Here is a 24,520-nt window from a genome sequence, read left to right as displayed (position 1 = left end):
GGATGTACAACTCGATAATGGAGATATGCCGAGACCAATCCATCGAGGTGAACACCCTATATACCCGATCTCCCGGGCAGAAATTACACGAGGCTTGTGAGAAAATAGGTATCTTCCGGGAAGGACCCGACCGGAAACCAGGGGGATCCGCAGGCCGACAATCCCCTCTCAACGGATCTGAGGGTCGGAACGCCGTCCCCAGAAATCCCCACGAACACCGATCAGGCCGGATGGCCGGCTGTGTCCGTGGCATCACGCCCGGTGCTCGGGGTCGAATCGTCGACCTCCGGGCTCTCGGCATGACTCTGGATGTACGCGCGAAGATACTGGAGGAAGGTCGGCAGGCCGGCCGCTTCCCAGGCCGCCTCGATCGCTTCCTTCAGCCTCTGATTCTCCGCCTGGAGGTCGCGGAAGGCTTGCACGTCGGCCGCGCCAACATCGAGCCCGGCGACCTGGTCGTGGGTATTCACCGAGAGCAGGAAGCCGGCCTCGTTGGGCCAGGGCTGGATCTGCAGCTTCATGTGTGGATAGCGTGCATTCCCCAGCCGCAAGGCGTAAACGTTCGTGCTCCCGTCGGCCGCCCGGCCCGCCCGCTCGAACGGCGGCCTCGACAGGGTCGACTCCGTGAACGAGCCCTCCGGCCAGGCCAGCCGTCGCCGGATCAATTCCGGCAGGTTCCCCGACGGATAGGCGATCCCCAGGTAGATCTCGACCGAGCGGCGCAAACTGTCGATCCGCAGCTCACCCAGGCCGCCGGCCCCGGGGACGGACGCGGTCGGTTCCATGGCAGTATTCCTCCGGAATGGGGGGAGTCAGAGCGGACGCGGGGAGGGCCTCCCATCATATCCGCCGGCCCCGCGCGGGGCCAGCCGTGAAATACCGACTCGTGACTCCTTCCACTCCCCCATTACTCATCCAGACACGATCAAATCGTCATCGATTTCGGTCCCGTCCGGACGCTCCTGCTACCGCGATTCATCCCGAATGCGGCCACTGGCCGGACAATTCACTCACGCTTCGGCACACAAACTGCATGACGGATATCAGCCGGATCCGGCTCGGTCCTGGAATTCGGTTTTTCTATTCCTGCATACTTGCGTCGTCTGCCTGATCTCGCTAGTATCATTCGCGAGACAAGCGGATTTCTGATAAAATTAACAGTAGACTCCACCTTTGCGGTCAACCCGCATCGCATCGGCTCGCGAGATCCCGGTCATCGATCGGCTCTCGCCGCGTCCTCCTTCGACAATTCCTCAACCGATCTGGGGTGCGGATTGAAATCGTCCGCATGGGGAGGAGGATGAACCCGGGAGGCGAAATTTCCCCTTTTCCGGTCACGAAACGAGATCCGTCCTCGAATTTTCTCGTGGCCCCCCCGCACTTCGGAGTCTCGAGGCCGTCCCTGTGCTAGGTCTGAAGTAGGCTCGAAAAAAGACGTGATCCCGACTTGACACGCCGCCTCGACCTACTATGATGGATGTACACAATCAAAGGTAGGACTGGAGCGGATTCAATCACACACGCGTTCACGGTCTCGAATCGTGAGTCGAGATTGAGGAGAGGGTGGGATGGAATCAGAAATGATTGTCAACGGTGCGATTATCGACTCCTGGGTCGAGCCATCAGGGATGACGGATGAAGCACCGCGTCTGGTCCTGCAGGTTGCCCCCCGCGGGCGGCCCAGGGATATGGTGATCGTCGAGGCCCAGGCCGATCTCGTCCCCGACCGAGGCTGGCTGGAAGACCTGGGTGAGAATGCTTGCCATGGTAGTCCGGTCATGGCGATCGGGCGCCGCATGCTCAATGGCTTTCTCGCGGCGACCTGCTTGCAACTCGTCCGCTGAGCCTTCGCCAGGGCCCCGCTTCGGTCCCGCAGCACCCGGCTCGAACCCGAGTGCCGCGAGCCCCGTCCTGCCGGCCACATCGACCGGTTCCCGTCCAAGCTTCTTTTCTCCCTCCCATTCGGGCGGTGGTCTCAACCTGATTCTCCGCGAAGGCGACTTCGCGATATACTCCTCTTGCCCCGGGCCGGCCGGAGTCATACCCGGCGTGGGGCGGCGTCGCGGGTAGGGCCGTCTCCTGGCACCGTCAGCCGTTCAGGCGCCCGATTCGGAGAGGAGCTCACAGTCATGGTACACCATGCCGTGCGGTTCGCGGCGGCATCTCGCCTGCGGGCCGAAACGTGCGTCCGGGTGAGGCTTCAGGTCCGGCTCCGGGCTGTCGCAGCCTCCCTCGTCGTGGCTGCATTGGCGAGGCCGCTCCTCGTCATGCCGACGGTCGCCCGTGCGGACGACGGTCGTGCCGGCTCCTCGACGAGCCCGATCCCGAACGCCCCCCTCCTGGAGCGGCGGATCGAGGAGGTCCTGAGGACGCCCGGCTATCGTAACGGGAGATGGGGAATCCTGGTCCTGGACGGTCGGACCGGCAAGAGCGTCTACGAGCGAAATGCCGACGAGATGTTCACCCCGGCCTCGGTGACGAAACTGTTCAGCGCCGCCGCGGCCCTGGCGGAGCTCGGTCCGGACTACCGCTTCCAGACGCCCGTCGTGCGGACCGGAGACGTCGATGCCGCTGGCGTCCTCTCCGGTGACCTCGTCCTGATCGCCCGGGGTGACCCGAATATGGGGGGGCGGATGGGGGCGGACGGGGCCCTGCAGTTCAAGGACGACGACCACATCTATGCGGGGGGGAACCCGCGTGCCGATGTGGTGGCCGCCGATCCGGTCGCGGGCCTCGATCACCTGGCCGGCGAGGTCCGCACCGCGGGCGTGAAGCGGGTCACGGGAGACGTCGTGATCGACGACCGCCTCTTTGAAGCGTCGGAGAACACCGGCAGCGGTCCGCGCCGATTGAGCCCGATCATGATCAACGACAACCTCGTGGACGTGATCGTCCACCCCGGCAAGGCCCCCGGGGATCCGGCTTCCGTGGCGCTGATCCCGGTCACCAGCTACATCGCGGCGGATGCCCAGGTGGAGACGACCGCCGCCGACCAGGGGACGAAGGTGGAGATTCGCCCGGCGGGGCCGCGTCGGCTGATCATTCGGGGTCGAATCGCCGTGGACCATCCCCGTCTGGTCCTCTCCCACGAGGTGGATGACCCCGCCTCCTTCGCCCGCGCCCTGTTCCTCGAGGCCCTCCGCCGGCACGGCGTCAACACCGAGGCCTCACCCCAGGGGACCAACTCCGTCGCGTCGCTGCCCGATTCGGAGGCGCTGCTCAAGCGGCCCAAGGTGGCCGAATACACCTCACCTCCGTTCCGAGAGTCGCTCAAGGTCATCCTCAAGGTCAGCCACAACCTCCACGCCAGCACCTTGCCGATGCTCCTCGCCGCTCGCCACGGCGAGAAGTCGCTGAGCGCGGGACTCCGGAGACAGGGGGAGCGGCTCAAGGAGCTGGGGCTCGACCTGGACACGATCTCCTTCGGCGGCGGGGCGGGGGGTTCTCGTGCGGATCTGGTCACCCCCCGATCCACCGCGGCGCTCCTCAAGTCCATGACGGCCCGCAGCGACTTCGCCGACTTCGACGCCGCGCTGCCGATCCTCGGCCGAGACGGGACCCTCGCCCGGGCCGTCCCTCCCGACAGCCCCGCGCGGGGGCATGCCCATGCCAAGACCGGCACCTACTGGGTGGAGGACGAACTCACCGGCAAGGCCGTGCTGACCAGCAAGGCCCTTGCCGGCTACATGGAAACCGCCTCCGGGCGGCCCCTGATCCTGGCCCTCTTCCTCAATAACGTCAAGCTGGACGCCCCCCGCCCCGGCCGCGCCGTGTCCGACGCCACCGCCGAGGCCGGCCGACTGCTGGGCAAGCTCTGCGAGGTCCTCTATACGAGCGACACCCCGGCCGAGGATCCTCCCTCGAAACCCCCGGCCGCCTCCCCGGAGAAACCCGCCGGCGGGGCGCGATGAGCGTTCGTGGGACGCACGCAGCGTTGCGGTTCAGGGGGTCACGACGCTGGCGACGCTCGTCGGCGCCGGCTCGACGCGAGGCGAGCCCCCCGCCCTGAGGGTGAAGTGGGCCAGTTCCGGCGGGCAGCCGATGCGGATCGGGTGCTTGGCACCAATCCCGCGGCTCACGTACAGCAAGGTGCGGCCGATCCTATAGAACCCCTGCTCGAAACGGCGACTGTAGAGGCTCGGCATGAGGACGGGGCCGAAGCCGGGGATGACCACCTGGCCGCCGTGATTGTGGCCGCTGAGGACCAGGTCCCAGCCCTGCCTCGCGGCCCGATAGACCATGTCCGGAGTGTGGCTCAGGAGGAGGCGGAAGTCGGCGGGTTGTCGAGAGAGCTCGGACTCCGAAACGTACGGTCCCCACGGGGCGCACGTGCCGCCGATCGCCACGGTCTTGCCCAGGAGCTGCGCCACGGCGACGTCGCCATCCAGGACGAGATAGCCCGACGCGCGGACCGCCGCGGCGATCGTCTCGGTGTGGTGATTGTGGTCGTGATTGCCGAGGATGGCGTACCGGCCGAACGGGGCCGTCAGCTTCGAGAGCAAGGGCGCAATCCATTCGACGCAGGCCGGATCGTCGATCAGGTCGCCCGTGACCAGGACCAGGTCGGCGGGCTCCGCGGCGGCGGCGGTGAAGACCGCTTCGAAGAAGCGCCGGTCATAGGCCGGCGAGAAATGCAGATCGGTCAGGTGCAGGATCGACAGGCCGTCGAGCTCCGGGGGGAGAGCCGGCACGCGGGCCGTCCAGCGGTGGACCACCAGGTCGAGGGCCTCATTCCCCGGGACCGAGAGCAACCAGTGATGCGGGCCATCGCCGATGAAGCGACCTCGCCCGCCGTCGGCGGCCAGGTCGACGACCATGTCGGCCCGCTCGATGCCTTCCGGTTGCCGTCGATTCCAGCGGGCCCAGGTCGCCAGGGGAAGCCCCACGAACGCGACCAGGCAGCACACCCCCGCCACGGCCTGCAACCACCAGGGCCATGCACCGACCGGTACGAGCCACCATCGCCGGAGGAGATCGAGCCCGACGAGCCCGACGAGCCCCCCCGAAAGGAGCGCGACGTGCTCCATCCGCCCGGTCTTCCAGCCCATCCCGAACACGATGTTGATTGCCAGCACCAGCAAGGTGAGCCCGCCGATCACCGTCCCGATGCAGATCGCCAGCCAGCCGAGCATCAAGCCTCCCCCCGCCCATAGCCTGTCCCCGGGGCCCCAAGTTTGAACCAGACGCCGACACGACGTCAACCGTATACAACGGGGGTGTGGTCCAGAGGGCACACCGTCGGCGCCGGCGCCAACCTCCGGTTGCAGGCGAGAAACGCAAGTTGATACATTCGTGTTCCTCGATACCCCGGGCGACTTGCCCATTTGTTCACTCGGAAAGAGACGAACGTGCCGGCCGACGTTGAGACCCTGCCTTTCCTGTCCTCGCTCCGCTGGAACGCCGACGGCCTGATTCCAGCCATCGTCCGGGATGCCCGGTCGGGAGAGGTCCTGATGATGGCCTGGATGAACGAGGAGTCGGTGCGGAAGACGTTCGAGCTCGGCGTCACGCATTTCTACTCTCGATCGCGGAAGTCCCTCTGGCGGAAAGGGGAAACATCCGGCCACGTCCAGGCCGTAGAGTCGATCCGAGTGGACTGCGACGCGGACGTGCTTTTGGTCTCCGTCCGGCAGGTCGGCGGGGCCTGCCACGAGGGCTATCGGACCTGCTTCTTCCGGCGCGTCAACGAGCACGGGGAGTTGGAGAACACCGAGGAGCCGGTCTTCGACTCCCGGAACGTCTATGGCGAGGGGACAGACTCCCCGCCGGACCGGCGGACGACGCCTCGGGACGTCTCTTCCCCGGCCTGACACCCCCGAGGGATCCCATCAGGCCCTCGAACGAACCACTCCGATGACGGTCACGGCCGGCCCCAGACGGGCCGCCGGACGATTCCCATGACGACATTCATCCAACGAGGAAACCCCGATGCGTAAGCCGCGACTCATGACCCCCGGACCGGCGATGGTCCCCGAGGATGTGCTCCTGGAGCTGGCCCGGCCGGTGATCCATCACCGCTCGGCCGAGGCCAAGGACGTGATCGTCGAGGTGTCTGAGGGCCTCAAGGAGGTCTTCCAGACGAAGAACGACGTCATGATCCTGACGTCCTCCGGCACCGGCGCCATGGAGGCGGCCGCCGTGAACACGGTGCCGCCGGGGGCCAAGGCCCTGGTCATCAACGCGGGCTACTTCGCCGCCCGGTGGGCGAATATCTGCAAGGCGTTCGGCATCAACGCCGTGACCCTGGACGTCGAATGGGGCCAGGCGGTCGATCCGGACGCGGTCGCGAACGCCCTCCGCGAGAACCCGGATACCGTGGCCGTGATGGGGACGCTCAGCGAGACCTCCACCGGCACCGGCCACCCGATCGAGGCCATCGGTCGCGTGGTGGCGGATAGCCCCGCCGTCTTCATCGTGGACGGCATCTCGGGCGTCGGCGCGATGGAGTGCCGGACCGACGAGTGGGGGATCGACGTGCTCTGCGCCGGGTCTCAGAAGGCGCTCATGCTCCCGCCGGGCCTGGCATTCGTGTCGGTCAGCCCGAAGGCCTGGGAGAAGATCGACTCCTTCAGCTCGCACAGCTTCTACTTCAACCTCAAGGCCGCGAAGAAGAAGGCGAAGGAGTTCGACACGCCGTACACGCCGGCCCACACCCTGATCCTGGCCCTCCGCACGGCCCTCCGGCGGATCCGGGCCGAGGGCATGGACGCGATCTGGGAGCGGCACCGAAGGATGAGCGAGGCCTGCCAGGCCGGGGTCGTCGCGCTCGGGCTGGACCTGTTCAGCAGCCGGCCGGCCGAGGGCCTGACGGCCTTCCGCGTCCCGGCCGGGCTCAAGGACTCGGACATCCGCAACAAGCTGGCGGAGCGGTTCGGGATCATGACCGTCGGCGGCCAGGACAAGCTCAAGGGCAAGATCGTCCGGATCGGCCACATGGGCTACACCGACGAGATGGACGTGATCACCACGCTGGCCGCCCTCGAGCTGGTCCTCGCCGAGCTCGGCCGCGACGTCGAGCCCGGCCGCGCCGTCACCGCCGCCCAGCAGGTCCTGATCGGGCAGCGAGCCGCCGCCGGCGTGAGCTGAGCCCCGCATCGTCGTGATCGGCGGATGAACAACCCTGCGGGATCGAACCGGAACAGGGACAGATAGAGGGAGCCTCGAACGTGACGCATCGCGTGCTGGTGACGGACAAGCTGGCGGAGGAAGGGCTCGCCATCCTCAAGGCCGAGCCCGGGGTGGAGGTCGTCGTCGATACCAAGCTCGCCAAGGACCCCGCGGCCCTGAAGCGGGCGCTCCACGAGGCCGACGGGATCGCGATCCGGTCCGGCACCACGCTCACGGCCGACGTCCTCGACGGCCAGCCTCGTCTCAAGGCCATCGTCCGGGCGGGCGTGGGCGTGGACAACATCGACGTCCCCGCCGCCACCAGGCAGGGCATCGTGGTCATGAACACGCCCGGCGGGAACACGATCTCCACCGCCGAGCACACCATGGCCCTGATGCTCTCGCTGGCGCGCAACGTGCCCCGCGCCAACGACAGCCTGAAGTCGGGCAAATGGGACCGCAACACCTTCACCGGCACGCAGCTCGAGGGCAAGACGCTCGGCGTCGTCGGCCTCGGCCGCGTGGGCCTGGCCGTCGCCCATCGGGCCCAGGGCTTCGGCATGACCGTCGTCGGCTACGACCCGCTCCTCTCCGCCGAGAAGGCGCTGGAGCACGGGATCGAGAGCCTGCAACTCGACGAGATCTGGCCCCGCTGCGACTTCATCAGCGTCCACACCCCGCTCACGCCGGAGACGCGGAACATCATCGACGCCAAGGCCCTGGCCGCGATGAAGCCCACCGCGCGGATCATCAACTGCGCCCGCGGCGGCCTGATCGACGAGTCGGCCCTCGTCGCGGCCCTCGACGCCGGCAAGGTCGCCGGCGCCGCGATCGACGTCTTCGACCCGGAGCCGCCGCCCTCGGACCTGCCGGTCATCAAGCACCCGAAGATCGTGGTCACGCCTCACCTGGGCGCCTCCACGGAGGAGGCCCAGGTCTCGGTGGCGGTGGAAGCCGCGCAGCTCCTCTGCAACTTCCTCAAGCGCGGGCAGGTCCGATTCGCCGTCAACATGCCGGCCCTGGACCGCGCGGAGCTCCAGGAGGTGAAGCTCTACCTGGATCTCGCCTGGCGGCTGGGCATGCTCCACGCCCAGATGGACCGCGGCGCCATCAAGAACGCCCGGCTCATCTATCGTGGTGAAGTCGCGGCCCGAAATACCAGGCTGATCACCGCCAGCTTCGCCGCCGGCCTGATGGAAGCCGCGCTCGACGAGCCGGTCAACCTGGTCAACGCGATGTCGCTGGCCCGGGCGCGCGGGATCGAGATCGAGGAGCGGTCGGCCGAGGCCCCCGGCGACTTCGGCACGATGGTCCAGTCCGAGGTCACCACCGAGCGGAAGACCTACGTCGCCGCCGGCACCCTCTTCGGCAAGCAGTTCATCCGGCTGGTCCGGCTGGGCTCTTACCTGCTGGACGCCCACATGGACGGCACGCTCCTGGTCTTCACGCACCTGGACAAGCCGGGCCTGATCGGCTTCATCGGCCGGACCATGGGCGACCACGGCGTGAACATCGCCCAGATGAATGTCGGCCGCGAGGCCCCCGGCGGCGAGGCCATCGGCGTCGTCAACCTGGACAGCGTGCCGCCGCCCGAGGCCCTCACCGCGCTCGGCGAAAACGCCAACGTCCTCAGCTCCAGCGTCATCAAGTTGCCGGAACGAGGGGTGCTCCCCTCGTGGCTCCAGATCTGATCGCGACAACAACGCCTCCGAGGACACGCCGCCCATGGACCTGAGGAAACTTGACCCCACCAGGCATGCCCTGACCCTCTACGACGAGTTCAAGGAATTCGCCTTCAAGGGAAACGTGATCGATCTCGCCATCGGCGTGATCATCGGCGGCGCGTTCTCGAACATCATCAAATCCCTTGTCGATTATGTGCTCATGCCGATCCTCGGCGTGCTCCATCCCGGAGAGCGGCACTACGAGCACTGGGAACTGGTCGTCAGGGGCCAGCAGATCCGCTACGGGCGGTTCCTGGGCGACCTCGTCAACTTCCTCGTCGTCTCGGGGGTCCTCTTCTTCTTCACCGTCAAGTTCCTGGGCTGGATCCTGAAGGAGAAGAAGGTCGAAGAGGCCGCGCCCCCCCCGCCGACGAAGGATCAGGCGCTCCTGATGGAGATCCGCGACCTGCTCAAGCAGCAAGTCGATGAGTCGGCGGCGTCCTGACTTGCAACGCCCCGACTCCGCTCAGTGAACGCCCAGGTCCGTGACCCGCGTGACCGAGACGCGACGGACCTCGGCCATCTGCTCCAGGGCGCGGATGGCCACGTCCTCGAGGTCCCGCCGAGGAAGTCGGATCATGAGCGTGAAGCTGGACCGCTCGCCTCCGCGGTCGAGGACATATTCCGTGTCCACGACGCGGGCCCCGAGCGAGATCAGCGCCCGCTCGATCCGCGACCGCCCCGGGCTGCCGCCGCCATCGGCCTCGACGACGATCCGCAGGTAGATGTCCTTCTTGAGCCGCTCCTCGATCCTCCGCAAGATCACCAGCGCGAAGAGCGAGCCTCCCGAGGTGAGCAGGGCCAGTGCGTACATCCCCGCCCCGCAGGACATGCCGACCGCCGCGACGAGCCAGAGGCTGGCCGCCGTGGTCAGCCCCTTGGTCCGGATCCCGTCGTGGAGGATGGCCCCGCCGCCGAGGAAGCCGATGCCGACCACGATGTTCGCCGCGATCCGGCCGACGTCGGCGTGGATCAGGCTGCTGGCCTGATAGTGCTGGAAGAAGACGAACTGGGTGGAGACGATCATGATCGCCGACGACGCCAGCGAGACGAGCAGGTGAGTCCGCAGCCCGGCCGCCTGCTCGCGGAACTCCCGCTCGAGCCCGATCAGGCCCCCCAGCAGGATCGACATCGCAAGGCGAGCGGCCAGCTCGACGTGGCTGATGGGCATGCTTGAAAGGCTCGACGAGATGGGTCGCCCGTCGTCGGGCGAGGCGACGGGCCGGATCGCTCGGGGCACGAACGACCCGGCCCATCCACGGAACTCGAGGGACGTCGATCAGTCCAACGAGACGGTGACGGTCTTGTGCTCGAGGTAGTTGTCCAGGGCCTTCTCGCCGAGCTCGCGGCCGATGCCGCTGGTCTTGAAGCCGCCGAAGGGGGCCGCCGCGTCGAAGACGTCGTAGCAGTTGACCCAGACGGTCCCCGCGCGGATGCGCTCCGCGATGGCATGCGCCCGGGCGATGTCGCGGGTCCAGACGGCCGCGGCCAGGCCGTAGTCGGTCGAGTTGGCCCGATGCAGGACCTCGTCGACGTCCTTGAACTTCAGCACCTGCATCACGGGCCCGAAGATCTCATCGGTGGCGATGGCCATGTCGTCCTTCACGTCGGCGAAGACCGTGGGCCTGATGAAGTATCCCTTGGTGCCGAACCGCTCGCCGCCGGCCACGCAGCGGGCCCCCTGCTCCTTCCCCTTGTCGATGTAATGGAGGATCTTCTTGAACTGGGCCTCGTCGATCTGCGGCCCCTGCTCCGTCTTGGTGTCGAACGGATCGCCGAGCGTCCTCCGGCTGGCCTTGTCGGCGAGCCGCTCGACCATCTCGTCATAGATCTTGTCCTGGACCAGGAGCCGGCTGCCTGCGCAGCAGCACTGCCCCTGGTTGAGGAAAAGGCCGAGCATCGCGCCGTCGACGGCGGCGTCCAGGTCGGCGTCCGCGAAGACGATGTTGGGGCTCTTGCCGCCCAGCTCGAGCGTCACCCGCTTCATCGAGTCGGCCGCGTTCTTCATGATCAGCTTGCCGGTGCTGCTCTCGCCCGTGAAGGCGATCTTGTCGACGCCCTTGTGCGCGACGAGCGGCGCGCCGGCGGTCTCGCCGAAGCCCGGCACGATGTTAATCACCCCCGCGGGGAATCCGGCCTCCATGGCGAGCTCGCCCATCCGGAGCGCCGTCAGCGGCGTCTGTTCCGCCGGCTTGAGGACGATCGTGCAGCCGGCGGCCAGCGCCGGGCCCCACTTCCAGGCGACCATCAGCATGGGGAAGTTCCAGGGGATGATCTGGCCGACCACCCCCACGGGCTCCTTCCGCGAGTAGCAGAAGTAATTGCCGCGGATCGGGATCGTCTGGCCGTGGATCTTGTCCGCCCAGCCGGCGTAGTAGCGGAGGCAGTCGACGACCAGCGGCAGGTCGCCGTGGCGGCTCTCGGCGATCGGCTTGCCGTTGTCCAGGGTCTCGAGCTCGGACAGCTCGTCGATGTGCGTCTCGATCAGGTCCGCGAGCTTGCCGATCAGCCGGCCGCGATCGCGGGCGTCCATCTTCCGCCAGGGGCCCTCGTCGAAGGCCTTCCGCGCCGCCTTGACCGCGAGGTCGATGTCGGCCGCATCGCCCTCGGAGACCTCGGCGATGAGCTCCTCGGTGGCCGGGTTGACCGTGGCGAACGTCTTGCCGCTCTTGCTGTCGCGGAACTTGCCGTCGATCAAGAGCTTCGTCTGGAACGAATGCGCCGCCTTCTTCCTCGGCTTCGTCACGGTGGCCATGGGCACGGTCCTTTCGCTCGCGGAGGCAGGTCGCGGAGAGGTCGCACGGTTCCCGCCCGACGGACGGGCCACGACAGGGGTGATACCTGGCATCTTACGAGCCCGCTCCGGCCTGTTCAAGCCGTGGGACGGCGAGACCTCAAGCGATCCAGTTCTCGATCCGAAGTCCGGAAACGGCCTCGAAATCACGATCGGAGGTGAGGAGGGTCGCGTTCAACGACAGGGCGAGGCTGGCTAGGATCAGGTCAACCTGCGACAAGATGCGTCCCTTGGCGCGAAGTTCATGGAAGAGGGCGGCATAGATTCCAGGCAGGTCGTCGGTCAATGGCCAGACACGAATGATCTCAGAGAGAGCGTTTCACCACTCCAAGCCCCTCTCTCGGCGGACGTAGGATTTCGACTGCTCATCGGCCTCTCTCAAGATTTCCTGGACCTGCTCCCACTCTCCCGGCTCATACTCGGCAGGTCCCATCGCATCGAATTCCCGAATCCAGGACTCTACGCTCTGAGCCCTGTCGCGGTCAGCATCCTCGACCACGACCTCATGGCCATCGGTCCAATCCACCGGGATCGGATCCATGGGTACAAAAACCCCGTCTTGCACTCTGGCACGCACCATCCCCTCTTCCTCCTCCCGGGTCAGGACTGCGTCACGTTCATGATCGCCCGGGTTCTCGCACCAGTTCATTCTACCCGACACCCGGGCAGGACTCGTCCTTCCTTCCCGAGCGATTCACCACTTATCAATCGGCCCCGACGGCACCGGGATGTGGGCCTCGAAATGCCCCGGCAAGCTCCCGGTCGGACCGGCCTCGCGGATCATCGCCACGGTCTCGTCGAAGTGAGCACTGCTCGAAAGATTGATCAGGCGCAGATAAAATGCCTTGGGCATTCGGGTGAAATGATAATACCACTTGAGGATCTTGCGGAACTGGAGGCAGGCGTAGAACTCGCCGCGGCGGGCGAGCAGGGCGTGGAAGTGCTCGGCCATGAAATCCACCCGCTCCTCGAACGACGGCACGGGGCCGGGGGAGCCGGTCCGCGACCAGCTCTCGAGCTGGCGGAAGAAGAAGGGATTGGCGAGGGCCCCGCGGCCGATCGAGATCGCCGCGCAGCCGGTCTCCTCGAACATGGCCGCCGCGTCGGCGATCGTCCGGACGTCGCCGTTGGCGATGATCGGCATCGACTCCACCGCCTCGACCACGGCGCGAAGGCCGTCGCGATTGACCTTGCCGCCGAAGCCCTGCTGCCGGGTCCGGCCGTGGACGATCACCGCCGCGGCTCCGACCTGCTCGAACTGGCGGGCCAGCGATGGCGCGGTGATCGACTGGTCGTCCCAGCCGAGCCGCATCTTGACGGTCACCGGGATCGACACGGCGCGGACCATCGCGGCGACGAGGTCGGTCGCCCGATCGGCCTCGCACATCAGGGCGGAACCGCCGCCGCTGCGGACGACCTTCCGCACGGGGCAGCCCATGTTGATGTCCACGGCCGTGGCCCCCTGCCCTTCCACCCAGCGGGCGGCCCGCTCCATCTCGGAGGTGACATGGCCGTAGAGCTGGATGGCGAGCGGCCGATCCTCGTCGCAGGTCTCGGCCAGCTCGAGCGCCCGGCGAGTCTTCTCGAGGAGCGACCGGGCGTTCACCAGGTCGGTCGTCGCCAGCCCCAGTCCGCCGAGCCCACGCACGGCCAGCCGGAAGGCCAGGCTCGTGTAGCCGGCCATCGGGGCCAGGCAGAAGCGGGACGGGATCCGCGTGCCGCCGATCTCGAACGCCCCGCTCACCCCGGCGGGAACAGCGGGATACAATGACTCCTCGCGGTCTGTTTGCGGCAAGAGGCTCTCCTTCAACCGGTTGCGAAGCGGGCATGACATTCTACGAAACCGGGCCAATCGACTCGACCTCGATTCCCGTCGAGGCCGAGTACCGGGTGCTGACAACCCAGGCCGGCCGCGAACTCCTGGAAATGGTCCCCGGCCCTCAGCCCACCCCGGCCGAGATCGCGCGGCTCCGCAAGCTTGCCCCGGCGGACATGGTCGCCGCGGCCCTGAGGATCGCCGCGGCCCGAGCGAAGGCCATCGGCAAGTTCCCGGCCGCGGACCGGCTCTGGCTCGACGCGGTTGGCCTGGAACAGGCCACGTCGCAGGCCGTCGCCCGTCACAAGGCCCGGCGCTTCGAGGGCCAGCTTGCCGTGGACCTGTGCGCGGGCCTCGGCGGGGACACGATCGCCCTCGCCGAGCGCGGCCGCGTCCTGGCCGTCGACCTGTCCCAGGACCGCTGCCGTCGGCTCGCCTGGAATGCGATCGCCCTCGAGCGATCGGACCGGATCCTCGTCTGCCGATCGAGGGCCGAGTCCTTCCCCATCCCCGCTGCGTCCTGGGTCCACGTCGATCCCGACCGCCGCGCGGGGACGGGTCGCGCGCGAGCCGTGGCGGATTACGTCCCTTCCGTCGACTTCCTCCGCCGCCTGGTGGCGTCGACGCCCGCCGGAGCGATCAAGCTGGGCCCGGCCAGCGACTTCGCCGCGGCCTTCCCCGAGCGCGGCGTCGAGATCGAGCTGATCAGCCTGGACGGCGAGTGCAAGGAGGCGACCGTCTGGTACGGTGCCGCCGCGACCTGCCGCCGACGCGCGACCCGGCTCCCCGAGGGTGCCACCTGGACGGATCGAGACGCGGACGCACGGGCAACGGTCCCGGTCGGGCCGATCGGATCGCACGTCTTTGATCCGGACCCTGCGATCCTGCGTTCAGGGCTCCTTGATGGATTCGCCGCGGCCCGCGGGTTGAGGCGGATCGCCGCGGACGTCGACTACCTGACGAGCGACCGGCTCGTGGAGAGTCCGTTCCTCGCCGCATTCGAGGTCCGAAGCGTCCTCCCATTCGATATCAAGCAATTGAGGCGGGCGATCGCGACCGAGGGCCTGGGCCCGCTCGAGATCAAGGTGCGCGGCCTCAAGGTCACGCCCGAGGATCTGCGGTCTCGCCTTCGCCCCCCGGGCCCGACGCCCGCGACCGTCATCCTGTCCGGCGGAGCCGGCAAGGCGCTGGCGATCCTCGCCCGCCGGCTCGCGCGAGGATCGATCGGAATCTCTCGATGTTGACGGATCGACTCGCCTGCGCTACGATCGCGAATCTGTCCGCGAAAGGACGAGACATCATGGACGAGGTTTCCGTTGTCGGGGCCGGCGGCATCGGCTGCGCGGTGGCCCATGCGCTCCTTGGAGCTGGCGAAAATCCGACGATCGTCGAATCCGACCCCGCCAAGGTCGCCGCGGGGCGCAGGGATCATCTTCGCGTGCGGGGGCATCCACCCCGGCCCGCACGATTCGTCGACTTCCGCGACTGGCATCCCCGGGCCGGCTCGACGATCCTGCTCTGCACCAAGTGCTACGACAACGCCGAGGTCCTCGCGCGGCTCCCGAAGCACGCCGTCCTGATCCCGATCCAGAACGGCTTCGATCCCACCTTGGCGGGGCTCGGCCACGGATTCGAGGGGATCGCCTCGTTCGTGTCCGAGTGCGAGCCGGGGCGTCCGTCGGTCCGGATCACCCGGCGCGGCGACCTGCACATCGGCCGGCGGTGTGTGGACGGCCCCTTATCGCCGCGGCCGGCGATCCTCGATCTTCTGAAGCGCAGCACCCTCTTCCGGTCGATCGAGGTCGACGAGATCGAGCCATTCAAGTACGCCAAGCTCATGTACAATGCCGCGATCGCGCCGGTCGCGGCGGCGGCGGGCGTCGACAACGGGCAGATCCTCTCCAACCCTGCGGCGCGGCGACCCTTCTTCAACCTGCTCGACGAGAACTGGCGAATCCTCACCGCCGCGCGCATCCGACTGGGCCGTGTCGGCCCCCTGGAGCCGGCGACGGTGGCGCGGATCCTCCGCCATCGCTGGCTGGCGACCGCGCTGGCCCCGTTCTTCGAGCGTTCGCTCCGGGGGACCTATTGCTCGATGGCCGGCGACATCGGCCGCGGGCCGACCGAGATCGACAACTACAACGGCCACCTCGTTCGCCTGGCCCGCCGGGCGGGGATGCCGTGCCCCCTCAACGAGGCGGCGATCAGGCTGGTCGAGGCGGTATCGGCGCGTCGGTGGGAGCGTTCGACCGAGGTCTGGAGACTGCTCACGGCCGCCTGATGGCACGAGTCATCAGGGTGCGGAGGAAGGTCCGACCTCTTCGGGCGTCGGGGCCGACGCCAGGGCGTTGCCGTCGCCGTCATGGCCGTTGCCCCGGCCGTCGCCCGCGGGCTCGTTCGGCGCCGGGCGGGACCGGAAGCGGTCGGTGACGTGCGCCAGCCATTTCGGGTCGGGGAGGCCGTAAGGACGGAACTTCTCGAGCTTGTTCTCCTCCTCGCTGAAGAAGAGGGCGCGGTTGGGGCCGATCTTGCCGGCGGCCGGCGAATCGATGAGCGAGCTGCTGTCGTTAGCGCTCATCTGGAAGAGGACGCGGAGCTCGAACTCGCGGAGGCCGGTGCGATCGAAGGTCCGGTTCAGGTTGTTCACGCTGTCGCACCAGACGATCGTATGCACGCCGACCGCCGGGCCGTCCTTGAGGATCGTGCCGAAGGACTTCGACGGCGAGGCCGGCTTGTCCTCGCCGAAGCTCGAAGAGAATCCGTAATCGTCGTCCCCCTTGCGGAGGTCGCGGAACCGCTGGATGTCGTAGATGAAGAAATAGATCGGGGCCAGGCCCTCTGCGTCCGCGTCGCGACGGCGCTCGACCTCCGCGGCGACGTCGGCCATCACCGCGGGGAGCTCGCGGGCCGTGACGTTCTTGACCGCGTGTGGCAGGAGCTGCTCGAGCTTGCCGAGGCGGCCGGAGAGGGAGGAATCGACGGGGCTGCCGTCGAGCAGGTACATGCGGAGGCCGTCCCTGCGTCGGGGCGGGTGCTGGGCGGCGATGCTGATCGCGGCCATCAGGAACATGGCGAGGGCCGCCTCGTCCGCCTGGCCGACGATCAGGAGGTTGCTCCCGCTCTGGGGCCGGAAGACGACGGAGGTCGGGTCCTTGATGGCGATGGCGTCTCCCAGCCAGGCCGATTCGAAGCGCGGGGGTTCCGGCCAGGCGTCGGCCTCGATGAGCGGGTTGAGGAGCGGGTTCCGGCTGGCGATCGCCGGCAGGTTGCCCTCGAAGACGATGGGCGTGGCGGGAGGGCGATGGCGCGCCCTGGCGAGCTCCTGGATCTGCTCCAGGTAGCCCTCGCGCTGGTCGTCGGAGAGCCAGACGACCTGGAACAGGTTGTTGCCCTCGATCAGGCCGTTGGCGTCGTTGTAGATGGCCTCGCCGGGGCGGGTGAGCAGGCGGGCCGCGGTGTTGTCCTCGGAGAGGATCAGGTGAGCATCGGCCTCGCTGCACTGGAGGGCCACCCGGACGGCCATCTGGCCGAGCGTGGCGCGGGCCAGCGAGTAGGCGCCCCCGAGCGTCTGCGAGCCGAGGATCACGTGCATGCCGAAGGCCCGGCCCTGGCGGACCAGGCGGTCGAGCAGCAGCGAGACCTCCTGCGAGATCTTGTCGTCCTCGACGAAGAACTCCTGGAACTCGTCGACGATGAACAGGATCCGCGGCATCGGCGAGCCCGGCCGCGCATCCCGATAGCCGCGGAGATCCTGCACGCCCGCGTCGCGGTAGAGATCGCCGCGCCGCTTCAGCTCGAGGTCCAGCCGCTGGAGGACGCTCAGGCCGAACTCGCGCTCGGACTCCACGGCGATGACCTTCGCGTGGGGGAGCTCGAGTGCCGCGTAGACCTTGAACTCGACGCCCTTCTTGAAGTCGATCAGGTAGAGCTCCAGGTCATCCGGGCTGTACCGCAGGGCGCCGTTGGTGATCAGGGCGTGGAGCAGGGTGGACTTGCCGGAGCCCGTCTTGCCGGCGATCAGGGCGTGCTGGCTGGTCCCCTTACCCAGGGCCATCGACTGCAGCTTGGTGGCCCCCGCGCGGCCAAGCGGCACGTCCACGCCGCCGCGGCTGTCCGAGGTCCAGTAGGCGTCCGGAGGCGGGGCGATGAAATCGAACGGGACCTCGACCCGGTTGGCGTCGCGTGCCTTCTCGCCGACGACGTGGAGGATCTGGGAGAACGTGCCGGGGTCCGGCGGGGCGTCGAGCTGGAGGGGGAAGCGGCCGAAGTCGGGATCACGCCAGCTCAGCCGGCCGTCCTTCCAGTTCACGTTGACGCAGTTGGCCTCGAGCTCCTTGAGGTTGCAGCCGGTCGGGACCTGCGCCCTCGGATCCATGAGGATGAGGGCATAGACGCCGCAGCGGGCGCCGGTGCTGACGATGCTGCCGAGCCGGCGGGCGGCGGACTCGTTGAAGCTGGCGGGGAAATTGGCCGCGACCAGGACCCGGAACGGTTCCGCGACCTCGCCGGCGAAGGCGTTGTACTCCTCGATGGTCTCGAATTCATTGCGCAGGTACTTCTGGATCACGTTCTCCATGTGCTGCTGGAGGTCCGTGAGCCGCTGCTCGATGTGCGGCGTCTCGGTCCAGATGCGGCTGGTGACCAGCAGCTCGTGATAGTCCGCCAGGTGCATGAACGCCGCGAAGTTCTCGCCCAGCCCAACGGGGTCGAAGATCGTGAATCGGACCTTGCCCGGCGGGACCGACGTGAGGAACCGGAGCATCAGGGCCTGGAGCAGCTTGATGGACTCTTCCTTGCCGGCGTCGCCGGACTTGATCAGGACCGAGGACCTGATGGGGAACGGGATCAGGGCCGGGAGATCCAGCCGCGTGGGCCCGGCGTCCTTGAGGCGAGGATCGGTGGGGACCCCCTTCGGGAAGTCGGACAGGTCGATCGCGAACCGGCCGAACGGGAGCGCGGGGGGCACCTCCTTGGGGGGGACCCATGACTCCACGGGGATGTTCTTCCAGTCCATGAACCGCCGGGCGGATTCGTCGTTCACCTCGGCCGCGAGGTCGCCGGCATGCGCGAGCCCCTCGGTCCAGTCGCGGACGAGCCTGGCCCAGGCCTGGTCGTAGTCTCGGGTGGTCTCCGCCCTGGCCTGGTCGTGGGTATCCTTCAGGTGGGCCGCGTCCGACTCGTACGCCTCGTCGAGGGCCCTGAGGCGCGGCGGATAGTGCTCGTCGGCCGCCTTCAGGTCGGCGTCGCGCTTCGCGGCGGAGGCATCAATCCGGGCCGGGAACGCGGTATCGGCGTTCGCCCTGTCCTGCTGGTGCTTCGCCTCGGCCTCCTGGATCCGCTGGCCGGCATCGGCCCTGGCCTTCTTGACGTCCCGTTCGCGGGTCTCTTCCGCCTCGCGGAGCCTTCGCTCGTAGTCGCCCTTCACCCATTCCTTCGTCTGGTCGAGGAGCCGTTCCGAGTCCTCGATGGCCTGCTTGAGCGGGAAGTAGTGCCGCGCCAGGCGGCGACGACCCACCTTGAATAGCCCGAGGTAAGAGCCGACCCCGGTCAGGAGGGCGGCGGCGACGCCGGCGATCGCGCCCGCCGTCCATCCCGCGTCCAGGCCGAGCGCCACGCCCAGGGCCGCGACGATGCCCAGCAGCAGGAAGGGCCAGAAGAAATTCTGGGGTCGCAGGAAGCTGGCCAGCGCCATCTTCTCGACCGCGGTGAGCTCCTCGTCGGCGCTCCTGATGGCGTCCTGGAGGGTCATCAGCTTGGTCTTCTCGCCGGGGTCGGTGGCGTTGATGTCGGCGGGGGGCGTGGGGGGCGTTTCGGTCGCCGGGGCGGCGTCCGCCGACGCCTGCGGCCCCGGCCCGGCGAGCTTGCGGTAGCGGTCCAGGATCGTGAGCGCCGGCCCCTGGATGGACTCGAAGTCGGCCCGCGACTGGGCGAGGGATTCCTCGTCGGCCTTGCGGGTCTTCTTGGCCCCGTCGCGGGCCGCCTCGTACATGGCCAGGGCCTGCCAGCCGGTCTCCTCCATGGCCTTCTTGGCGCGGGCCCGTTCGGACTTGAGACGGCCGTCGATCGTCGAGAGGGCCTGGTCGTACTCCGCCTGGATCGCCTGCGACTCGCGCTCCGCGGCCTTGAGGATTCCCTGGCGGACCTTGTGATACTGCGACTCGAGCTCGGCTCGCTCGGCCTTGTAGCGGGAGGTCCGAGCCTGCGACGCGGCGAGGTGCTCCTGCTCCTCACGCTCTCGCCGGCGGCGGAAGACCAGCTCGGTCTCCGCCTCCGACTTCGCCCTGGCGGCCACCAGGGCCTCCAGTCCCTTGAGGGCGTCGATCTCTTTGCGGACGAGGGGTGACTCGGGCATGGTCGCGTGGCCCCGGTCTCGGGTTCGGGCTGGGAAGGTGCCGGCGGTTCAGTCGTTCTCCTGGCACTGACGGCGAATCTTGCCGAGCGCCTCGGAGAGCTTGTCCATGCCGACGATCGTGCTGCGGACGAGATGCTCGACCGGGTCGAGGTGGTTCTTCTCGAAGTCGCGGGCGACCTGGTCGGCCCACGACTCCTTCGTGATATCCCACTTCTCGCGGAGATCCTTGAGGGCGTGCTGGAGGCGGGCCGAGTGGGCGCTCATGATCGGTCTCCGGGGTCGGACGATGCGGCTGCGTCCTCAGGAGTTAACGTCGCATCGGCGTCCGGGCGTACGTCGGCCGGGCCGGATTCCGTCGTCCCCGACGACCGCGCGGAGCTGGGGGACGCGGTCGCGGCACCGCCGAGGTCGTCCAGGCGGGGCGCCGACGGTGCCTGCGTGGCCAGGTACGCCTCGAGCGAGAGGACCATCCGCTCGAGCGTGGCCAGAGAGCGGTCGCAGCCGCCGGTGAGGTGGTCGGCCAGGGGGGTGGCGTGCGAGACGTACTCGGCGGCCGCGTGATGGAAGAACGGGATCAGCTTCTTGACGATCTCCACCTTCTCCTCGGCCACCCGGAGCCGCCGCTGGGCCTCGCGCAGGTTCTCCTTCTGCTCCGTGTCGGAGATGGCGTCGCTCCCCTGCTGGGAGAGCTTGCGGCGATGCAGCTCGGTCCGGGCCTCCATCATCGCCTCGTGCCGCCGCTTGACCTGCATCTGCCAGTAGCCGAGCTGATCCCGCTCGAGCCAGTCGCGCATCCGCTTCAGCTCCATGTCCACCCCGCCGAGGGCGTTCCGCGCCTCCTCGACGAAGTTGATCAGCGAGATGCGGAAGTCCTTGAGCGCCTGGACGGACAGGACCTTGGCGGCGTCGGCCATGACAGACTCCTCGGGCGATTCCCGGGAGGGCGAGGCTCCGGCCGAGCCCTCCCGGTCACGGAACCACTAGCGCTGCTGGAGATACTCGTCGGCCCGATCCGCCTTGCGGAGCAGGAACGGGATGTGCTGATTGGTCGTGTCGACGAATCGCTTCATCACCTGCATCGTCTGCTCGAACTCCTCCACGAACTTGTCGTGCTCGCGGTCGCGCCAGCTCTGGCCGAGGCCCGAGACCTGGCCGTGGAGGACGCCGAGCTGGTTCATCAGGTCGTTGTTGAACTGCTTCAGACGCGCGGCGAACCGGCGGATTTCGTCCGGGTTCACGATGGCCTGTGCCATGCCACACCCCTTCTTCACGAGACGAGGAAGACCCGCAAGGATCCGGGCCGTCCAGATCGCGTCCCTGCCCCGGATGCGACGCCTCTTCCGACGGCCCGGCTGCATTGATTTGACAACTCTTATGGTATACGTGGAGAATCCGGGTGTAAAGCAGGCGAGCCGAGCAGCCACGGGGTTCGTGGCGTGCGTTCCTCGCGGCCTCGTCGGCTCGAACCTCCCCTCGAGCCCGGAAACCGAACATGCAGACGCTCTACCTCCTCCGACACGGGATCGCCGTGCCGCACGGCACGCCCGGGATCGACGACGATGACCGGCCGCTGACCACCAAGGGTGAGCACCGATCCCGGCAGGTCGGTGCCGGCTTCGCGGCCTACGGCCCAACGATCGACCGCATCGTCTCCAGCCCCTTGCCGCGGGCGATCCGGACCGCGGAGGTGGTCGCGGAGGAGCTCGGGCTCGCGGGATGCGTGGAGACCGCGGACGCGCTCGCCGCGGGCCGGTCGCCGCAGGAGATCCGCGACTGGCTCCGCGGGCGATCCGAGGAGCATCTGATGCTGGTGGGCCACAACCCGGCGCTCAGCGAGCTCGTCGGCCTCCTGATCGTCGGCGAGCCGCACCGATTCTCCTTCGAGCTCAAGAAAGCGGCCATGGCGGCCCTCTTCCGCGGCCCGGACCCGTCTTCACGCTACGAGCTGCTCTGGACCGCGCCGCCGCGGATCCTCCGCCGCCTCGGACACTAGCGCCCGAGGAGTGCGTCGATCGCGGCGGGTTCCAGCTTCACGGCCGGGCGAATCGCATCGCCGGACGCATATGTGTAAAGGCTCCGAAGCATCTGCCTCGCGGCCGGATCCGACCCCGTCAGCGCGTGCAGGTCGATCGTGCAGAGGAGCAGCCGGCCCGGGCCGACTCGGGCCTCGACCAGATTGCCCAGCCGGTGGTTGCGCGCGAAGTTGTCGATCACCCCGACGATCGGCCGGACCTCGCTCGGCAGACCGTCCAGGATCAGGCTCCGGCTGTGCCCCAGCAGGTCGTACCACTGCCAGTTGGTGTGCATCTCGGTCGGGAAGAGCGCGAGCGCCGGATGGGCCGGGTCGCAGAGGATCCCCATCGTGTTGGGCACCTGATCGGGGAACCAGATGGGGCTCCAGAAGACCGGCAGGAAGCGGCCGGGGAGGGCGTGTTTCGCGTCCAGATCGCGTGGGAACAGGAGGACGGTCCGCCCCGCGGCCAGGTTCGACCTCGTCGCGTCGTCCCAGGCCCGGCTGACGACCAGGCCCGCGGGTGGAGTCGGTTCGGCCGCCGCCGGGTAGACCCAGACGTCCCATCGGTTCGCGAACTCCGTCCCCTCGAGGGCCAGCCCGAGCGTCAGCTTGCAGGGTGCGGGAGCCTCCTCGAACGGCACGCGGAAGTCGCCGAGCTTCGTCAGGGTGCCCGTCGCCACGACGTCCCGGGCCGGCAGCGCGCCGGTCCCGATCTTACGGCCCTTCGAGTCGGTCAGCGTCCAGACCGGGCGCACGTTCCGAAGGTCGGCCGGTCCGAAGTGAGCCAGCTCGGCCGCCGCCACCAGCGTCTCGTCGGCGTTGAAGACGCGTTTGGGTATCCGAACCAGCGGGACCGTCGGGCCGCAGTAATGTCGGTGCGTCTCCGGCTCGACGAACCCCTTGGAATTCCAGAACGGGTCGAGCGGGCCGACGAGGGCCGTCCCCTGGCCGGGGTAGTCGTGCAGGTCCAGCAGCGAGAAGCCGGCGTAGCCGGGCGTCCGGAGCAGGACCTCGATCTCCTCCTTGTAGAGCAGGACCGCGTGCAGGCCCGTGGCCCGGACGAAGGCCGGGGCCAGGTCGAGCATCCTCCTCGCCCTCAGGTCATCCCGGACCCGCTCGAAGTTCCTCGCCGCGAGGACGCCGTCGTACCTCGGGATCTCGTCGAAGCTCGGGTAGAAGGTCCACTGGCCGATCTCGTGCCCCAGCAGCGGGCGGTCCTGGCGGGCGACTTCCGCACCAAAGTCGCGATCGGTCCCGGGCCCGTGGATCCCCCTGGGGAGATCCTCCGTGAACTGCCGGTTGGCCGTCTTCTGGCCGCACGACGCCGAGGAGTAGAGGTGGCGCGGATCCTCGCGCTTCAGGTCATCGATCCATTTCGACAGGATCCGGTCGTCCCCCCCGTACTCGTTGCCGAGCGTCATCAGGCAGAACGAGGGGTGCTGGCCGTAGGTTCGCACCATCCGGAGCATTTCGGCCCGAACGAAGGCGTCTCGCGCGGGGTCCTTGCCGGCGTCGACGTTCGCTTGCGGGGCCTCGGCCTGAATGAAAATCCCCTCCAGGTCAGCCGCGGCAAACGCCGCCTCGGGCGGACACCAGGAGTGGAATCGCATGAAGTTCAGGCCATACGATTTGATGATCCGGAAGATCCGCCGCCACTCGCCCGGCGACGTCGGCGGATAGCCGGTCTTGGGGAAGATCCCGCATTCGAGCGTGCCGCGCAGGAAGACAGCCCGGCCATTGAGCGTGAACCTGGTGCCGGACGTCTCGAAGGACCGCAGGCCGAACCGGACGGCCTTCTCATCCAGGAAGGTCTTGTCGTCGAGACCGGCGGAGACCGAGGCCCCCGCCAGCAGGAGGGACGGCGAGAACTCATCCCAGGCCCGGGCCCCCGCGCCCAGGGTCAGCGTCCTCTCGACCACGGCCGAGCCGTCCACCGGGACCTCGGCCTCGGCGGTCGCCATCGGTTCCTCGCCGGGGGCGTTCCGGATGGAAAGCGCGAGCTTCGCCGTCAGCAGCTTGCCCGTGCTGTTGGCGATGCGCGCCCGGACCCTCGCCGTCCGGGCCGGAAGGTCCGGAAAGACCTGAAGATCCTCGATGGAAACGGCATCGACGGCCCGCAGCATGAGCCCGCCGACGAGGCCGTTCCAGTTCGTCTGCGTCCCCTCGTAGCGGACCGAGACGAACGAGCCGAGGTCGAATTTCGGCGTGTTGTCGGATCGGATCGTCAGCCGCTTCGTGCCGGGCGAGCCGAGCGGACCAAGGTCGTGGACGTGAGGAGCGACCAGGCTGTCCTGGGTGCCGGGGACCGCCTGTCCGTCGACCCACACCTTGGTCTCACCATGGGCCCGCTCGAGCACCAGCGAGACCCGCTTCCCCTTCCACGAGCCGGGGATGATCACCGTGTACTGGAACCACGCCGGGCCCTCGTACGGATAAAGCCGGTAGAGCCCGCCGAGCGTGGGCCTGGCGGCGTTGGGCTCGCCCAGACGGGCCTGATCCGTCGACCCCGGGAGCGTCATCCGCCCCCCCAGCTCGCGATCGAACCAGCGCTCCGTCTCTCCCACGCGTCTGGGGTCGAGCTGGACTCGCCACTCCCCGGCGATCGATCGGGTCTCGTCGGAGTAGCCCTGCGATCGGGCAAGGCCCAGGATGCCGAGCGACAAAAAAACGAGGAGGAAGGCTCTCATCGGCGTGGTTCCGAGTTTACGGGCAC

General features: G+C 68.1%; 21 protein-coding genes. 9 read left to right on the top strand and 12 right to left on the bottom strand.

Going from position 1 to position 24,520, the window contains the following annotated elements; translation table 11 throughout:
- Positions 1–221 precede the first annotated feature (221 nt).
- Positions 222–785, bottom strand: coding sequence for a hypothetical protein (locus tag G6O54_RS01870; protein ID WP_205678645.1), 564 nt, complete (start codon positions 783–785; stop codon positions 222–224).
- A gap of 783 nt (positions 786–1,568) precedes the next feature.
- Here G6O54_RS01870 and G6O54_RS01865 point away from each other — a divergent pair.
- Together G6O54_RS01865 and dacB are read left to right on the top strand one after the other, a co-directional pair.
- Positions 1,569–1,844, top strand: coding sequence for a hypothetical protein (locus G6O54_RS01865; RefSeq protein ID WP_165219576.1), 276 nt, complete (start codon positions 1,569–1,571; stop codon positions 1,842–1,844).
- A 285-nt stretch (positions 1,845–2,129) separates the two neighbouring features.
- On the top strand, positions 2,130–3,911 hold the full coding sequence (gene dacB / locus G6O54_RS01860) for a D-alanyl-D-alanine carboxypeptidase/D-alanyl-D-alanine endopeptidase (RefSeq protein WP_250846671.1): 1,782 nt from the start codon (positions 2,130–2,132) through the stop codon (positions 3,909–3,911).
- Between the two features lie 30 nt (positions 3,912–3,941).
- On the opposite strand, the gene G6O54_RS01855 is transcribed toward dacB, so the two are convergent.
- A complete protein-coding gene (locus tag G6O54_RS01855) occupies positions 3,942–5,132 on the bottom strand; it encodes a metallophosphoesterase (protein ID WP_165219574.1) in 1,191 nt (396 codons plus the stop codon).
- Between the two features lie 216 nt (positions 5,133–5,348).
- Between G6O54_RS01855 and hisI the strand changes: the two genes are divergently transcribed.
- From hisI to mscL, 4 genes are all read left to right on the top strand, one after another.
- Positions 5,349–5,810 (top strand): phosphoribosyl-AMP cyclohydrolase, encoded by a 462-nt coding sequence (hisI, locus tag G6O54_RS01850; RefSeq protein WP_250846670.1) that lies wholly within the window; start codon positions 5,349–5,351, stop codon positions 5,808–5,810.
- Between the two features lie 118 nt (positions 5,811–5,928).
- Positions 5,929–7,086: a pyridoxal-phosphate-dependent aminotransferase family protein gene (locus G6O54_RS01845; RefSeq protein ID WP_165219572.1), complete on the top strand. Its 1,158-nt coding sequence runs from the start codon at positions 5,929–5,931 to the stop codon at positions 7,084–7,086.
- A gap of 80 nt (positions 7,087–7,166) precedes the next feature.
- The gene (gene serA / locus G6O54_RS01840) at positions 7,167–8,798 is read left to right on the top strand and encodes a phosphoglycerate dehydrogenase (RefSeq protein ID WP_165219570.1); all 1,632 of its coding nucleotides are present in this window, start codon (positions 7,167–7,169) and stop codon (positions 8,796–8,798) included.
- 34 nt (positions 8,799–8,832) lie between these two features.
- Positions 8,833–9,276: a large conductance mechanosensitive channel protein MscL gene (mscL, locus tag G6O54_RS01835; protein ID WP_165219568.1), complete on the top strand. Its 444-nt coding sequence runs from the start codon at positions 8,833–8,835 to the stop codon at positions 9,274–9,276.
- Between the two features lie 21 nt (positions 9,277–9,297).
- Here the strand turns inward: mscL and G6O54_RS01830 are convergent, their stop codons facing one another.
- From G6O54_RS01830 to G6O54_RS01810, 5 genes are all read right to left on the bottom strand, one after another.
- Positions 9,298–10,002 (bottom strand): MgtC/SapB family protein, encoded by a 705-nt coding sequence (locus G6O54_RS01830; protein WP_165219566.1) that lies wholly within the window; start codon positions 10,000–10,002, stop codon positions 9,298–9,300.
- Between the two features lie 108 nt (positions 10,003–10,110).
- Positions 10,111–11,586: an aldehyde dehydrogenase family protein gene (locus tag G6O54_RS01825; protein ID WP_165219564.1), complete on the bottom strand. Its 1,476-nt coding sequence runs from the start codon at positions 11,584–11,586 to the stop codon at positions 10,111–10,113.
- Between the two features lie 139 nt (positions 11,587–11,725).
- Positions 11,726–11,926 carry a type II toxin-antitoxin system VapC family toxin gene (locus tag G6O54_RS01820; protein ID WP_256368967.1) on the bottom strand — a complete coding sequence of 67 codons (201 nt, stop codon included), beginning with the start codon at positions 11,924–11,926 and terminating at the stop codon, positions 11,726–11,728.
- An 18-nt stretch (positions 11,927–11,944) separates the two neighbouring features.
- Positions 11,945–12,274, bottom strand: coding sequence for a hypothetical protein (locus G6O54_RS01815; protein ID WP_165219560.1), 330 nt, complete (start codon positions 12,272–12,274; stop codon positions 11,945–11,947).
- Between the two features lie 45 nt (positions 12,275–12,319).
- Positions 12,320–13,420: a tRNA dihydrouridine synthase gene (locus G6O54_RS01810; RefSeq protein ID WP_250846669.1), complete on the bottom strand. Its 1,101-nt coding sequence runs from the start codon at positions 13,418–13,420 to the stop codon at positions 12,320–12,322.
- Between the two features lie 32 nt (positions 13,421–13,452).
- Here G6O54_RS01810 and G6O54_RS01805 point away from each other — a divergent pair, with 32 nt between their 5' ends.
- Positions 13,453–14,685, top strand: a complete 1,233-nt coding sequence (locus tag G6O54_RS01805) for a THUMP-like domain-containing protein (protein ID WP_165219556.1) — start codon at positions 13,453–13,455, stop codon at positions 14,683–14,685.
- A gap of 56 nt (positions 14,686–14,741) precedes the next feature.
- Positions 14,742–15,722 carry a ketopantoate reductase family protein gene (locus tag G6O54_RS01800; RefSeq protein ID WP_165219554.1) on the top strand — a complete coding sequence of 327 codons (981 nt, stop codon included), beginning with the start codon at positions 14,742–14,744 and terminating at the stop codon, positions 15,720–15,722.
- A 12-nt stretch (positions 15,723–15,734) separates the two neighbouring features.
- Here G6O54_RS01800 and G6O54_RS01795 read toward each other — a convergent pair whose 3' ends face one another.
- The 4 genes from G6O54_RS01795 to G6O54_RS01780 all read right to left on the bottom strand — a co-directional run bounded on the left by G6O54_RS01795 (position 15,735) and on the right by G6O54_RS01780 (position 21,046).
- Complete coding sequence (locus G6O54_RS01795; RefSeq protein WP_165219552.1) at positions 15,735–19,793, bottom strand: FtsK/SpoIIIE domain-containing protein; 4,059 nt, start codon at positions 19,791–19,793, stop codon at positions 15,735–15,737.
- A 48-nt stretch (positions 19,794–19,841) separates the two neighbouring features.
- The gene (locus G6O54_RS01790) at positions 19,842–20,057 is read right to left on the bottom strand and encodes a hypothetical protein (RefSeq protein WP_165219550.1); all 216 of its coding nucleotides are present in this window, start codon (positions 20,055–20,057) and stop codon (positions 19,842–19,844) included.
- On the bottom strand, positions 20,054–20,707 hold the full coding sequence (locus G6O54_RS01785; RefSeq protein WP_165219548.1) for a hypothetical protein: 654 nt from the start codon (positions 20,705–20,707) through the stop codon (positions 20,054–20,056). Before G6O54_RS01785 ends, G6O54_RS01790 begins: the two co-directional genes overlap by 4 nt.
- 66 nt (positions 20,708–20,773) lie before the next feature.
- Complete coding sequence (locus G6O54_RS01780) at positions 20,774–21,046, bottom strand: WXG100 family type VII secretion target (RefSeq protein WP_148596694.1); 273 nt, start codon at positions 21,044–21,046, stop codon at positions 20,774–20,776.
- A gap of 239 nt (positions 21,047–21,285) precedes the next feature.
- Between G6O54_RS01780 and sixA the strand changes: the two genes are divergently transcribed.
- Entirely contained in the window at positions 21,286–21,786 is a 501-nt protein-coding gene (gene sixA, locus G6O54_RS01775) for a phosphohistidine phosphatase SixA (RefSeq protein WP_165219546.1), read from the top strand.
- Here sixA and G6O54_RS01770 read toward each other — a convergent pair.
- Positions 21,783–24,494 carry a DUF8487 domain-containing protein gene (locus tag G6O54_RS01770; RefSeq protein WP_165219544.1) on the bottom strand — a complete coding sequence of 904 codons (2,712 nt, stop codon included), beginning with the start codon at positions 24,492–24,494 and terminating at the stop codon, positions 21,783–21,785. The genes sixA and G6O54_RS01770 overlap by 4 nt on opposite strands.
- Positions 24,495–24,520: the final 26 nt, after the last annotated feature.

This window comes from Aquisphaera insulae (assembly GCF_011064615.1).
Classification (GTDB): domain Bacteria; phylum Planctomycetota; class Planctomycetia; order Isosphaerales; family Isosphaeraceae; genus Aquisphaera; species Aquisphaera insulae.
Note: the sequence above shows the minus strand (reverse complement) of the source record. Positions and strands in the feature narration are given on the sequence as shown.

Bases quoted from the DNA above. Each gene is read 5' to 3' on its own strand.
- G6O54_RS01770 (WP_165219544.1), bottom strand. From the start codon at position 24,494: ATGAGAGCCTTCCTCCTCGTTTTTTTGTCGCTCGGCATCCTGGGCCTT.
- G6O54_RS01825 (WP_165219564.1), bottom strand. From the start codon at position 11,586: ATGGCCACCGTGACGAAGCCGAGGAAGAAGGCGGCGCATTCGTTCCAG.
- G6O54_RS01800 (WP_165219554.1), top strand. From the start codon at position 14,742: ATGGACGAGGTTTCCGTTGTCGGGGCCGGCGGCATCGGCTGCGCGGTG.
- G6O54_RS01790 (WP_165219550.1), bottom strand. From the start codon at position 20,057: ATGAGCGCCCACTCGGCCCGCCTCCAGCACGCCCTCAAGGATCTCCGC.
- G6O54_RS01845 (WP_165219572.1), top strand. From the start codon at position 5,929: ATGCGTAAGCCGCGACTCATGACCCCCGGACCGGCGATGGTCCCCGAG.
- G6O54_RS01805 (WP_165219556.1), top strand. From the start codon at position 13,453: ATGACATTCTACGAAACCGGGCCAATCGACTCGACCTCGATTCCCGTC.
- G6O54_RS01795 (WP_165219552.1), bottom strand. From the start codon at position 19,793: ATGCCCGAGTCACCCCTCGTCCGCAAAGAGATCGACGCCCTCAAGGGA.
- G6O54_RS01865 (WP_165219576.1), top strand. From the start codon at position 1,569: ATGGAATCAGAAATGATTGTCAACGGTGCGATTATCGACTCCTGGGTC.
- G6O54_RS01855 (WP_165219574.1), bottom strand. From the start codon at position 5,132: ATGCTCGGCTGGCTGGCGATCTGCATCGGGACGGTGATCGGCGGGCTC.
- G6O54_RS01780 (WP_148596694.1), bottom strand. From the start codon at position 21,046: ATGGCACAGGCCATCGTGAACCCGGACGAAATCCGCCGGTTCGCCGCG.
- sixA (WP_165219546.1), top strand. From the start codon at position 21,286: ATGCAGACGCTCTACCTCCTCCGACACGGGATCGCCGTGCCGCACGGC.
- dacB (WP_250846671.1), top strand. From the start codon at position 2,130: ATGGTACACCATGCCGTGCGGTTCGCGGCGGCATCTCGCCTGCGGGCC.
- G6O54_RS01870 (WP_205678645.1), bottom strand. From the start codon at position 785: ATGGAACCGACCGCGTCCGTCCCCGGGGCCGGCGGCCTGGGTGAGCTG.
- mscL (WP_165219568.1), top strand. From the start codon at position 8,833: ATGGACCTGAGGAAACTTGACCCCACCAGGCATGCCCTGACCCTCTAC.
- G6O54_RS01785 (WP_165219548.1), bottom strand. From the start codon at position 20,707: ATGGCCGACGCCGCCAAGGTCCTGTCCGTCCAGGCGCTCAAGGACTTC.
- G6O54_RS01830 (WP_165219566.1), bottom strand. From the start codon at position 10,002: ATGCCCATCAGCCACGTCGAGCTGGCCGCTCGCCTTGCGATGTCGATC.
- G6O54_RS01815 (WP_165219560.1), bottom strand. From the start codon at position 12,274: ATGAACTGGTGCGAGAACCCGGGCGATCATGAACGTGACGCAGTCCTG.